General features: G+C 38.6%; 12 protein-coding genes. 11 read left to right on the top strand and 1 reads right to left on the bottom strand.

Going from position 1 to position 11,812, the window contains the following annotated elements; translation table 11 throughout:
* Nucleotides 1-29 precede the first annotated feature (29 nt).
* The 5 genes from DRF60_RS18220 to DRF60_RS18200 all read left to right on the top strand — a co-directional run bounded on the left by DRF60_RS18220 (nt 30) and on the right by DRF60_RS18200 (nt 3,575).
* Entirely contained in the window at nt 30-944 is a 915-nt protein-coding gene (locus tag DRF60_RS18220) for a hypothetical protein (protein WP_116014116.1), read from the top strand.
* A gap of 1 nt (nt 945) precedes the next feature.
* The gene (locus DRF60_RS18215; RefSeq protein WP_116014113.1) at nt 946-2,085 is read left to right on the top strand and encodes a beta-ketoacyl-ACP synthase III; all 1,140 of its coding nucleotides are present in this window, start codon (nt 946-948) and stop codon (nt 2,083-2,085) included.
* Nucleotides 2,085-2,516, top strand: coding sequence for a hypothetical protein (locus DRF60_RS18210; protein ID WP_116014110.1), 432 nt, complete (start codon nt 2,085-2,087; stop codon nt 2,514-2,516). Before DRF60_RS18215 ends, DRF60_RS18210 begins: the two co-directional genes overlap by 1 nt.
* A 5-nt stretch (nt 2,517-2,521) precedes the next feature.
* Nucleotides 2,522-2,965 carry an ABC transporter permease gene (locus DRF60_RS18205; RefSeq protein ID WP_116014107.1) on the top strand — a complete coding sequence of 148 codons (444 nt, stop codon included), beginning with the start codon at nt 2,522-2,524 and terminating at the stop codon, nt 2,963-2,965.
* A 340-nt stretch (nt 2,966-3,305) separates the two neighbouring features.
* Complete coding sequence (locus DRF60_RS18200) at nt 3,306-3,575, top strand: hypothetical protein (RefSeq protein ID WP_116014104.1); 270 nt, start codon at nt 3,306-3,308, stop codon at nt 3,573-3,575.
* 74 nt (nt 3,576-3,649) lie between these two features.
* Here DRF60_RS18200 and DRF60_RS18195 read toward each other — a convergent pair whose 3' ends face one another.
* The gene (locus DRF60_RS18195) at nt 3,650-6,562 is read right to left on the bottom strand and encodes a M16 family metallopeptidase (protein WP_116014102.1); all 2,913 of its coding nucleotides are present in this window, start codon (nt 6,560-6,562) and stop codon (nt 3,650-3,652) included.
* A gap of 213 nt (nt 6,563-6,775) precedes the next feature.
* On the opposite strand from DRF60_RS18195, the gene DRF60_RS18190 reads away from it, so the two are divergent.
* From DRF60_RS18190 to DRF60_RS18165, 6 genes are all read left to right on the top strand, one after another.
* A complete protein-coding gene (locus tag DRF60_RS18190) occupies nt 6,776-7,183 on the top strand; it encodes a hypothetical protein (protein ID WP_116014170.1) in 408 nt (135 codons plus the stop codon).
* A 63-nt stretch (nt 7,184-7,246) separates the two neighbouring features.
* A complete protein-coding gene (locus DRF60_RS18185) occupies nt 7,247-8,242 on the top strand; it encodes a BtrH N-terminal domain-containing protein (protein WP_116014099.1) in 996 nt (331 codons plus the stop codon).
* Between the two features lies 1 nt (nt 8,243).
* Nucleotides 8,244-8,999, top strand: a complete 756-nt coding sequence (locus DRF60_RS18180) for an ABC transporter ATP-binding protein (RefSeq protein WP_116014097.1) — start codon at nt 8,244-8,246, stop codon at nt 8,997-8,999.
* Entirely contained in the window at nt 8,986-10,254 is a 1,269-nt protein-coding gene (locus DRF60_RS18175; protein WP_116014094.1) for an ABC transporter permease, read from the top strand. Before DRF60_RS18180 ends, DRF60_RS18175 begins: the two co-directional genes overlap by 14 nt.
* Nucleotides 10,244-10,669, top strand: a complete 426-nt coding sequence (locus DRF60_RS18170; protein ID WP_116014091.1) for an acyl-CoA thioesterase — start codon at nt 10,244-10,246, stop codon at nt 10,667-10,669. Before DRF60_RS18175 ends, DRF60_RS18170 begins: the two co-directional genes overlap by 11 nt.
* On the top strand, nt 10,669-11,802 hold the full coding sequence (locus DRF60_RS18165) for a beta-ketoacyl synthase N-terminal-like domain-containing protein (protein ID WP_116014088.1): 1,134 nt from the start codon (nt 10,669-10,671) through the stop codon (nt 11,800-11,802). The genes DRF60_RS18170 and DRF60_RS18165 overlap by 1 nt, the downstream gene beginning before the upstream one ends.
* Nucleotides 11,803-11,812: the final 10 nt, after the last annotated feature.

The following is an 11,812-nucleotide window of genomic DNA, read 5'->3' as shown; positions in this document are numbered from 1 at the left end:
CATATTTTTGTAACCGCTAAAGAATATTAATGAAAAAAAATATACTCATCATTTATTATTCGCAAACCGGCCAGCTGGAGGATATTGTGAAGAATATGGCCCAACCTTTTGAAGACAAAAAGGAGGAATACAACGTTACCTATTATAATATTCAGCTAAAGGAAGATTTCCCTTTCCCTTGGCCGGGTGACGTTTTCTTCAATACATTTCCCGAATCTTATCTTCAGATTCCCAAAGAGATCTTTCCGCCTTCTGAAGACATCCTGAATAAGAAGTACGACCTCATTTTATTCGGATATCAGGTTTGGTATCTTACACCATCTATCCCTATCATTTCATTCCTAAAGAGTGGTTTTGCGGAAAAGATACTGAAAGATACGGATGTGGTTACAATTTCAGGAACCAGAAATATGTGGATGCTTTCTCAGGAAAAACTGAAAGTATATTTAAAAAATCTTGGTGCAAAACTGGTAGGAAATATCGCTTTAGTAGACAGACATGACAATTATACCAGTGTACTGACAATCTTACGCTGGCTGACTACAGGACAGAAAGAAAAATCAGGATTTCTTCCCGTTGCCGGGGTTTCGGATGAAGAAATTTCGGGCTCTGTAAAGTACGGAAGCATCATAGAAAAGCATTTCAGCAACGGAAACTTATCAGGTCTTCAGCCTGATCTGGTAAAGAATGGCGCTGTAGAGATCCGTCCTTTTTTAGTAAGAGTAGAAAAAGTAGGCAACAAGATCTTCACCGTATGGTCTAATCTCATTATTAAGAAAAAGGAGAAACGTCCATTGTTGATAAAATTCTTTAAGGTATATTTGATGGCTGCGATATGGATTATTTCACCTGTCGTCTTAGTTTTACACTTACTGGCAACCCCTATATTTTGGTCTAAAAGACAAAAACAAAAAACATATTTACAAGGAATTAATTTAAAATAGAATGTACGACGTATTTATAACAAAAGCATCAACATACTTACCTAATAACCCGGTATCAAATGATGAAATGGAGACTTATCTTGGTCTGATAAATGGCGCTCCCTCTAAAGCAAAATCATTGATTTTAAGAAATAACAAGATCACAACAAGATACTATGCTTTGGATAAAGAAGGAAATCCTACTCACACCAATGCACAGATTACAGCAAAAGCTGTTGAAGGGCTGTTCGATGAAAATTTTAAAAAGGAAGATATGAAACTGCTGTCCGTGGGAACCACATCCCCGGATCAGATGCAGCCTTCACATGCATCTATGGTTCATGGTGAGCTGAATATTGGAAAATCTATTGAAATTAATACCGCTACAGGTCTCTGCAACTCAGGAATGAATGCCTTGAACTACGGATTTCTTTCCGTAAAGGCAGGCGTACAGGATAACGCTATTTGTGCTGGCTCAGAAAGAATGTCTGCATGGATGACCGCAGATAAATTCAATCATGAAGCGGAAAACTTAAAATTACTGGAAGAAAGACCTATTGTTGCCTTCAAAAGAGAATTCCTGAGATGGATGCTTTCTGACGGCGCCGGTGCATTCCTTCTCGAAAATAAGCCCCGAGAAAACGGAATTAATTTAAAAATAGAATTCATTGATTTTTATTCTTACGCTCACGAAATTGAAGCCTGTATGTATGCAGGATGCGATAAGCAGGAAGACGGAAGCCTTAAATCATGGGCAGATTACCCTTCTGATGAATGGCTGAAAGAATCAATCTTTGCCATTAAGCAGGACACCAAAATCCTGGACAAATATATTCTTGTAAAAGGAGCAGAAAGCTTAAGGTCTTCTTTTGATAAGCATAATCTGGATCCTGAAAAAATAGACCATGTTCTGGCACATATCTCTTCAGGTTATTTTAAAGATGGCCTAAAAGACGAATTCGCTAAAAAAGGCATGGACTTCCCTGCAGAAAAATGGTTCTATAACCTTTCTGAAGTAGGAAACATCGGGGCTGGCTCTATCTTCATCGCACTGGAAGAATTAATGAATTCCGGAACGCTGAAAAAAGGTGAGAAAGTATTATTATGTGTTCCTGAAAGCGGAAGATTTGCCTACTCTTGTGCCTTATTAACAGTTTGCTAATGAAACACCCACTGCCGACATCTGATCAGAAATTTGTAGAAAGCCTTATCCCACAGCGCTTTCCGTTCGTCATGGTTCATGAGCTTACGGAATACTCTGATGATCGTCTTGTTTCAGGATTTGAAATAAAAGAAGATAATCTTTTTATTCAGGATGGAACGTTTCAGGCTTCCGGCCTTATCGAGCATCAGGCACAGAGTGTTGCTTTACACACAGGTTACAAATATTATCTTTTAGGAAAAGAGGCTCCTACAGGATATATTGGAGCCATTAAATCTTTTGAAGCGGAAGCCCTGCCAAAAATCGGTGACCGCCTGATATCGGAAGTAACGATTCTTAATGAAGTGATGGGGGTAACACTGGTGGATATTGTCACGAAGCTGAATAGCTCAATCATCGCAAAATCCCAAATGAAAACTGCTGTAAAATAAATGTAATGGAAATCAAGGAAGAGGACCTCATCAATATGCATAACTTTCTGCCACACCGCGAACCGATGCTGATGGCAGATTATATTCTGGAATTGACCAAAGAAAAGGTTGTGACTTCCTTTGAAATAAAAGAAGATAATATCTTTGTCCACAACAATGAATTGGCAGAAGCCGGCCTGATTGAAAATCTTGCCCAGACCTGCTCCTCCATTCTGGGGCAGAGCTTCTTCGAAAATATAGACGCAGACACCAAAGTAATCGGCTTTATCACCAACATCAAAAAAATTGAAGTATTTGCTCTTCCAAAAACAGGAGATAAGATTATTTCCAAAGCCTCACTGATCTCCCAGTATGAAAATATCTGTAATATCTTCTGTGAGACTTTTAATAATGATGAATTATTGATCAGGGCGGAGATCAATCTGTTTATTCAGGAAGTGAAATCTTAAGAATACATTTCAGTGAAAATATATAACCGTACGATTATCGTGCGGTTTTTCTTTTTTAGCTCTGACTCGTGAAAAGGTTGGTCTTGTTGTGTTTTTTAACCACGGATTGCACAGATGATTATGAAGGAAGGAAGCTGGAGGGCTGGGAGAGGGAAGTTATTGAAGTCTCAGAATAACTCTAAGCCTGTTTTATTGTTCTTTTAACCTATCTCATCAATTTATATAATAAGCTATCAGATATTGAAACCCCGCCAGTAACTTCAAGCTTCCATCCTCCTTCTTCCCGCCTAAATATTTAATAACCCTTATTTTTCGATATATTTGACGAAAATAATATATCATGAGCGTAAAGGTAAGGTTCTATTCGTATGACATTGAATTCGATTTTGAAAATTCTGTTGAATTTCCGGTTGCGCCACAGCTTGGTGATGAAGTGAATCTCATTTCATTTTTTAAGTACCGGACTTCCGAAAGACTGGAATATGTCAATAATATGGAAGATCTTTATCTCTACGAAAATGCTATAGTATCAGAGCGGACATGGTGTAATGATCTTGAGAAAGCAGAAATATATTTACTTATAAAGCTAAATTACACCAAGAGAAAATAAGGCTGCTTTCAGGTGAATTTAAACAAAAAAGCGGAGCATCACTGCCCCGCTTAAAAAAATTGGTATCATAAAGGTTAGTACCCGAAGATCTCTTCAAGAGATACTTCCTGGAATGTCCCCATTTTATTGATAGATTCCATATTCAGGTTTTCTTTTTTACCGATAATTGCTGTATTATACTTTACAGGCTTTATCTCAGTATCGTAGAAACCGGTAAGCTGTGGCAGTGTCAGCCTCTGAATTTCAGAATAAATATCCTTTCTGATATCATAATCAACACCAAGCTTTTTCAGCGCCATCTGATTAAAGAAAATATTCGTTCTGTTAATTCTGTTGGAAGCGATCTGCTTCAGTGCAGAACCTTTTGAATTTTCAAACTGTGCCGGAATCTGTGGCAGGGATGCCATAAGATCATTCATTGCATTTACAGCCAGAGGCAGCTTATTCGCCTGAGTTCCTATATAATTCGTAATATAGTTCGCATGTCCTTTCTCAGTTGCGTTCGCATAAGAAACATATGCCGAATAAGCCAGTGACTTACTTTCTCTGATCTCCTGGAATACGATAGAAGACAAACCTCTTCCGAAATACTCGTTGAAAACATTCGCTTTTCCGAAGTTATTCAAGTTCACATTACCTCCTTTGGCTACTTTAGACATTTCCATCTGCACCATGTCATAGTTTGTGAAATATACTTTTCCTTCTGCAGCAGGCTCCGGATATTCTTTAGCTTTTGCCGGCTGAACACTGGTTTCTGCGATATATGGTTTAACCGCCTTTTCTAAGCCTGACTGATCCTGTCCGTAAAGGAATATCTCATATGGAGACTGATTCAGTACTTTAATTTTCTTAGTCAGCTCAGTTGCATCAATGCTCTCAAGACGTTCTTTGGAAACAATATCCGCCATTCTGGAATTCTTACCGTATTTAGCATAGTTCGTAAGAGCAGCCATGATTCTTGTTTTATCCTTTTTACCAGCTTCTCTTGCCTCAAGTATGGTTTTTACAGTCTTTGCATAGGTCTCTTTGTCTGCTTTTACATTCGTAACCCAGTGATTCATCAGCTCAGCACCTTTCTTCATATTAGCTTCAAGGCCACTCAGTGTAATGATCACCTGATCGTTGGACGTTCTGAAGCTGTAAGAGATTCCCAGTTTATAGAATTCACCTTTCAGCTGCTCAGGAGTATATTTATCCGTTCCAAGATATTCGAAAAGAGTTACCGCGATGGGAAGCTCTTTATCATTGTCCGTTCCGAAAGGAAAAATATAGCTGATCTGTGCTACATCATTATACTTATTCTTTACAAAGCTTACTTTCTTATCTTTAATCTGAGAAGTCTGGATCGCTGCTTTATAATCGATAAATTCCGGTTTAATCTCAGATACTTTACTGCTTAAAATATCTTTAAGAAAAGGTGACTGCGCTTCTCTGTTCAGCTTAATTGGGGTAATACCCGGATTCTGTACGCGAACCAGCTTGTCATTCACTCCTTTTTCTTTGTAAACAACCACATAATTATCTTTGAAAAACTCGTTGGCAAACTTGACAACATCTGCCTTTGAGATTTTTTCATACTGATTAATATCATCTAATTCCTCCTGCCATGTTTTCTCATTGATGTAGGTATCATACAGGGTCGTTGCCAGACCGTCAGCAGTTTCCCACGCCTTCATGCGCTGTACTTTCTTTTCATTAACGATTGCTTTCAGCATCCAGTCCGGAAACTGACCTTTTTTCACTAAATCCAACTGATCTAACAATAGTTTTTTAGCATCATCAAAGCTTTGTCCCTCTTTCGGAGTTACTGACATCGTAAAAGCACCATAAGTTTTAAAAGCAGACTCATAAGCTCCTGCACTTAATACCTTTTGCGTTTGATTCATATTAAGATCTATCAGACCTGCATCCCCTCTGTTGCTTAAAATTTTCGCAACCACATCTGCCAATCTCGCATTCTGGGTTCCATTGGAATCTGATCTCCATGCCAGAGTCATTCTAGGTGTGCTCGGGCTTTTTACCGTTCTCATCACAATGCTTTCCATTGGCTGTTCCGAGACCATTTTTTTCATCGGCAGCTCCTTGTACTTGAAAGCTCCAAAATACTGATCTACCATTTTAATGGTCTTGTCAAAATCCAGATCTCCTACCAGGACAACAGCCATATTATTAGGCACGTAATACGTGTCAAAATACTTATGAATAGCAACCATTGAAGGGCTTTTCAGATGTTCTGAAGTTCCAATCGTTGTTTGCTGCCCGTTCGGATGCTTTGGAAAAAGCGCTTCCATCATTGCATAGTTCACAAGACGGCCGTCATTATCCTGGGCTCTGTTATATTCTTCATACACAGCTTCCAGTTCTGTATGGAAAAGACGCAATACCAATTCAGAAAAACGTTCTTTTTCTACTTTCAGCCATTTTTCAAGCTCGTTGGAAGGAATGTTATTTTTATAAACCGTTTCATCAAGCCATGTGTGAGCATTAGTTCCCGTTGCTCCCAATGAAGAGATCGCTTTGTCATATTCATTGGCAATTGCATACTTGGAAGCTTCCTGAGAAACCTCATCTATTTTCTTGTAGAGCAATTTTTTCTTTTCAGGATCCTTTTCAGCTTTATGCTGCTCATAAAGGTCAGAGATCTGTTGCAGCAATACCTTCTCCTTTGCCCAGTCCTGAGTTCCCAGATGAGAAGTTCCTTTGAAAACCATGTGTTCAAGATAATGTGCCAAACCTGTATTGTCACTAGGGTCATTATTAGATCCCGTTCTTACCGGAATATAAGTTTGAATTCTCGGGGCATCATCATTCTTTGCCAGATAAACCTTCAGTCCGTTTTTCAAGGTATATACTCTGACACCGGACTGATCATTCTTAACGGTTTCGTAAGTATATCCCTGGCTGTCCGTCACCTTTTGAGTGTCAAATTTCTGTGCCATTGCATGCAGCATGCAGAAAAGTGAAACAGAAATAAAAAATTTCTTCATAAGTTTTATTTATTTAAATCAAATTTCATAGAATTCAATAAGTCTACATTCATCATGCACTTGTTACAGTAAGCTACAGATTATGATTTTTTATATTAAAATTTGAATTTATCTTTAAATAAAGCCTGTTCCGGCATTATAATTTAATATGATTTACATATAATGTATTTTCACTATTTTAGCCAACTGATTAAAAAGAATAATACGGTTTACATGAAAAAACAAGACCTGCCTCAGGATGAAAGCAATCTGAAGTCAGCAAACATGACCGAAGTCTTGTATGTGACGGATGAAAATGACAATTATACAACGGCAAACAGCATTGGATGGGAAGCTAAAAAAGCTGCCCTTGATGAATCCATGGAGCTTATTCATGAAAGAATTGAAGAAGCCAGGCAAAATGTTGCCAATAATTTAGTAAGCCCTATTATTTATTTCATGGAACTGAATAAAATGGACTTAAGTGTTCTTGCTTCCTATGTCGGAATGTGGCAGTGGAGAGTAAAAAGACATGCAAAACCAAAAGTATTTAAAACACTAAACCAGTCCGTGCTGAAAAAATATGCAGATGCATTCGGGATTTCAGTGGATGAATTAAAGAACTTTGACGGAAAACAATAAAGAAATGAAGCATAAAAAATATGCAGAATTTTATTTCGCCAATGAAAAAGAATAAAGCAGCAAATGAAACTTAACTTCGAACACCATCAGACCGCACATTGCGAAAATGGTGTTGCCTCCAATCTGTTACTTAATAAAGGCTTAAAGCTGAGTGAACCAATGATCTTCGGGATAGGTTCCGGACTGTTTTTTGTCTATCTGCCGTTTTTGAAAGTGAATTTCGCTCCAGGCTTCAGCTATAGACCGATGCCGGGTGCTATTTTCAGCAAAGCTGCAAAACGATTGGGAATTAAAATCAAAAGAGAAAAATTTTCCAATCCTAAAGAAGCACAGTCCGCTTTAGAAAGAAACTTAAATCAGAATATCCCTACGGGACTTCAGGTAGGTGTCTTTAACCTCACCTATTTCCCTGAAGAATATAAATTTCACTTCAATGCCCACAATCTTGTGGTATATGGGAAAGAGGACGGAAAATTCCTGATCAGCGATCCGGTAATGGATTATACCACTACCCTTTCAGAAGCTGAGCTGGAAAAGGTAAGATATGCCAAAGGCGCACTGCCCCCAAAAGGACATATGTACTACCCTACCTACATTCCGGAAAATGTGAATATTGAAGAAGCCATCAGAAAAGGGATAAGAGACACCTGCAAAAATATGCTGGCTCCGGTTCCCCTTATCGGGGTAAAAGCCATGAGATGGGTAGCCAGAAGCATCCCAAAATGGGCTGAAAAGAAAGGAACTAAGGTCACCAACCACTATCTGGGCCAGCTGATCAGGATGCAGGAAGAGATTGGCACCGGCGGAGGCGGATTCCGGTTTATTTATGGTGCATTTCTTCAGGAAGCTTCAGTCATTCTTAAAAATGATGAATTAAAGGAGCTTTCAAAAGAAATTACCGCCATTGGTGATTTATGGAGAGACTTTGCCGTGGATATTGCCCGTGTATACAAAAACAGAAACTCGAAAAGCGACATCTACAATAACCTTTCAAAATCTATGCTTCATATTGCTGATCTGGAAGAAGCTTTTTATAAAAAACTGAGAAAAGCGATCTGATATGGAGAACATGATTGAGATTAAAAATCTCTATAAAAAATATAAAAACGCCGAAGAGTTTTCTGTCAACGACATCTCTCTGAATATAGAAAAAAATGAGATCTATGGAATTCTTGGCCCAAACGGAGCCGGAAAAACCACTTTGATTTCTATGCTTTCCGGATTGATCAAACCGACTTCAGGACAGTTTACAATCAACGGATTATCTCCTCATAAGGACAGCTTTAAAATCAAACAGATCATTGGCATTGTCCCTCAAGAATATGCACTCTATCCTACTCTTACTGCTAAAGAAAACCTGATGTTTTACGGAAGCCTGTACGGCCTAAAGCATAAAGAACTTAAGAAAGTGATCGATGAATCCCTAGAGATCATGGGACTTTCTAAATTCGCAGATAAACAGGTAGAACAGTTTTCTGGAGGAATGAAACGCCGCTGCAACCTTATCGCGGGAACACTTCACAATCCGAAAGTATTGTTTCTGGATGAACCGACCGTTGGGGTTGATGTTCAGTCGAAAAAAGTGATTATCGACTTCCTGCAGGAACTGAATAAAAACGGAACGTGTATCATTTACACCTCTCACCACCTTTCCGAAGCGGAAGAATTCTGTACTAAGATCGCCATTATCGACCGGGGAAGAATCCATGCCATAGGAACACCGGAAGAACTTGTTGCACAGATCGCAAACGCTGAAAACCTGGAAGACGTTTTCATATCATTAACAGGAAAAGAACTAAGAGATGTTGTTGTATAAACTTTGGAGAAGCTTCGTGAAGGAAATCCTTCTTCTGAAGAGAGATATCGGTGGAATTGTCATTATTTTCGTCATGCCGTTGCTGTTAATTGTAACGATCACTTTAATTCAGGATTCTACTTTCAAAAATCTGGAAGGCTCGAAAATCCCGATTATTTTTATTGACAATGACAAATCTGAGGTCTCAAAAAGTATAAAACAGGAACTGGAAACCAGTAAAACATTCCAGCTGCTGACCAACTATAATGAAAATTCAGCGCAGGAAGCCGTTTTTTCCGGAGATTATCAGATGGCCATCGTTATTCCTGAAAATTTAACGAAAGATTTAAATTCAAATATTGATTCCAAAGTTCAGACGATCGTAAGCTCGTTTGGATTGGAAGGAGATTCTGCAGCTGTGAAAAAAACAGCTGTGAGAGCAAAAGAAATTCATCTGTACTTTGACCCGGCTACCAACGCCGGATTCAAAAATTCAGTCATGAATTCTGTGAATAAAATGGTCTTTGAGATCGAAAACAAAAAGATCTACAAAGCATTTCAGGATCAGCTGGGTACTGAGGAAAACCTTGAAGAAAACAAAAACCTCATCAGCTTCAAAGAGATCACCCCGAAAAAGGGCACTATGGACGTAATGCCGAACTCAGTTCAGCACAATGTCCCGGCATGGACACTTTTTGCCATCTTCTTCATCGTAGTTCCTCTTTCTATTAATTTAGTTAAAGAAAAAAGCCAGGGTACAAGCGTAAGAGCAAGAATCAGCCCGACCCCTTATTTTGTTCATATTCTAGGAAAAACATTCACTTACCTGATCATCTGTATCATCCAGTTTTTACTGATGGTAGCCGTAGGTATCTATCTTTTCCCGTATATGGATCTTCCGGCATTTGATGTTTCAGGAAAAATGTTCCAGCTTATTGTGGTAACTTTATTTTCAGGGCTGGCAGCGATCGGTTTTGGTGTTTTATTGGGAACGATTGCAGATACACAGGAACAGTCGGCACCTTTCGGAGCAACTTCAGTGGTGGTTCTGGCTGCTATCGGGGGAATATGGGTTCCCGTATTCTTAATGCCTGAATTTATGCAAACCGTGGCAAAATTTTCCCCCATGAACTGGGGACTGAATGCTTATTATGATGTTATTTTAAGAAACAGCGGAATCACAGGAATTGCCAAAGAACTTGCATTCCTTTTTGCATTCTATATTGCCATGGTAGCTATTTCTATTTTTTACGAACGAAAACAAAATGCAGTCTAAAGAAAACATATTAACCTGTACGGAAGAAGTAAGGGTAAGGTTCAATGAAACAGATCCGCTGGGCATTGTCTGGCATGGTCATTACATTGTATATTTTGAAGACGGGAGAGAAGCTTTCGGAAGAGAACACGGCCTGACTTATCTTGATATTCAGAGAGAAGGCTATGTGACGCCTATCGTAAAAAGTACATGTGAGCATTTTCTGCCATTAAAGTATGGTGAAACATTTAAGATTGTCACCACTTTTGTCAATTCAGCATCCGCAAAATTGATCTATACTTATGAGCTCTTCAACCAGGAAGATCAATTGGTATGCAGCGGAGAGACCATCCAGGTATTCTTAGACGGCAACGGAAGTTTATGTCTGTATAATCCTGATTTTTTTCAGGCATGGAAAGATAAAATGGGATTATAATGAAGAAGGAAACTTATATTACAGATTATAACTGCGTTACTCCTTTAGGATTTGATGTTTCTTCCAACTGGAACCATCTTATTGAAGAGAAATCAGGCATAGCATTACATCAAGTTATCGAAAATCAGCAGGCCTTTTATGCCTCCATTATAAATACTGAAAAGCTGGAGGAAGAATTTAAAAACAATTTCGACAGGCTGGATTTTACAAGGCTGGAAAAAATGTTTCTTCTAAGCTTAAAACCTCTTGTTGAAAAACATGAAATTTCGGAAGAAACTGCTTTCATACTATCTACCACCAAAGGAAACATCAGTTTATTAAAAAACCAGACGGAATTGCCTGAAGGTGTTTATCTTTCAAAATTAGCACAAAAAATTGCTGATTATTTTGGATTTAAAACAAAACCTATCGTAATCTCCAATGCCTGCGTTTCAGGAGTGATGGCCATTGCTGTTGCCAAAAATATGATCCAAGCAGGAAAATATAAAGATGCTTTTGTGATCGCTGGTGATGAAGTTTCGGAATTTGTGATCTCAGGGTTCAACTCTTTTCAGGCCATCGGAACAGAACCATGCAAACCTTATGACAAAAACAGGAATGGAATCAATATCGGAGAAGCTACCGCTGCTGCATATGTAACCTCTGTTCTGAATAAAAACGAAAAGTTTAGGTTTAAAATATTGGGAGACTCAGCCGTTAATGATGCCAATCATATTTCCGGACCTTCCAGAACGGGAGACGGACTGTATGCCAGCATCAAAAATGCAATGACTGAAGCCAATGTAGAACCTCAACAGATTGATTTTATTTCAGCACACGGAACAGCCACCATCTACAATGACGAAATGGAAGCGATTGCTTTCAACAGAATGGAACTTCAAAATGTTCCATTAAATAGCATGAAAGGCTATTATGGACATTGTCTTGGTGCTTCGGGACTTTTGGAAAGTATCATTTCCATGGAAAGTGCCCGTCACGGAATGTTGATTCCCTCAAAGAATTTTGAAGAATCGGGAATTTCCCAGCTTTTACATATTATCATGGAAAACAAACCTGCAAAAATTCAATATATTTTAAAAACAGCTTCAGGCTTTGGCGGATGCAATGCGGCGGTTGTTCTGGAAAAATGTTAAAATGAAAGTG

This window comes from Chryseobacterium elymi, assembly GCF_003385495.1.
Taxonomy (GTDB): Bacteria; Bacteroidota; Bacteroidia; order Flavobacteriales; family Weeksellaceae; genus Chryseobacterium; species Chryseobacterium elymi.
This window is presented reverse-complemented; position numbering and strand designations above follow the sequence as displayed.

Coding starts and splice junctions, on each gene's coding strand:
- DRF60_RS18220 (WP_116014116.1), top strand. CDS start 30: ATGAAAAAAAATATACTCATCATTTATTATTCGCAAACCGGCCAGCTG.
- DRF60_RS18215 (WP_116014113.1), top strand. CDS start 946: ATGTACGACGTATTTATAACAAAAGCATCAACATACTTACCTAATAAC.
- DRF60_RS18210 (WP_116014110.1), top strand. CDS start 2,085: ATGAAACACCCACTGCCGACATCTGATCAGAAATTTGTAGAAAGCCTT.
- DRF60_RS18205 (WP_116014107.1), top strand. CDS start 2,522: ATGGAAATCAAGGAAGAGGACCTCATCAATATGCATAACTTTCTGCCA.
- DRF60_RS18200 (WP_116014104.1), top strand. CDS start 3,306: ATGAGCGTAAAGGTAAGGTTCTATTCGTATGACATTGAATTCGATTTT.
- DRF60_RS18195 (WP_116014102.1), bottom strand. CDS start 6,562: ATGAAGAAATTTTTTATTTCTGTTTCACTTTTCTGCATGCTGCATGCA.
- DRF60_RS18190 (WP_116014170.1), top strand. CDS start 6,776: ATGAAAAAACAAGACCTGCCTCAGGATGAAAGCAATCTGAAGTCAGCA.
- DRF60_RS18185 (WP_116014099.1), top strand. CDS start 7,247: ATGAAACTTAACTTCGAACACCATCAGACCGCACATTGCGAAAATGGT.
- DRF60_RS18180 (WP_116014097.1), top strand. CDS start 8,244: ATGGAGAACATGATTGAGATTAAAAATCTCTATAAAAAATATAAAAAC.
- DRF60_RS18175 (WP_116014094.1), top strand. CDS start 8,986: ATGTTGTTGTATAAACTTTGGAGAAGCTTCGTGAAGGAAATCCTTCTT.
- DRF60_RS18170 (WP_116014091.1), top strand. CDS start 10,244: ATGCAGTCTAAAGAAAACATATTAACCTGTACGGAAGAAGTAAGGGTA.
- DRF60_RS18165 (WP_116014088.1), top strand. CDS start 10,669: ATGAAGAAGGAAACTTATATTACAGATTATAACTGCGTTACTCCTTTA.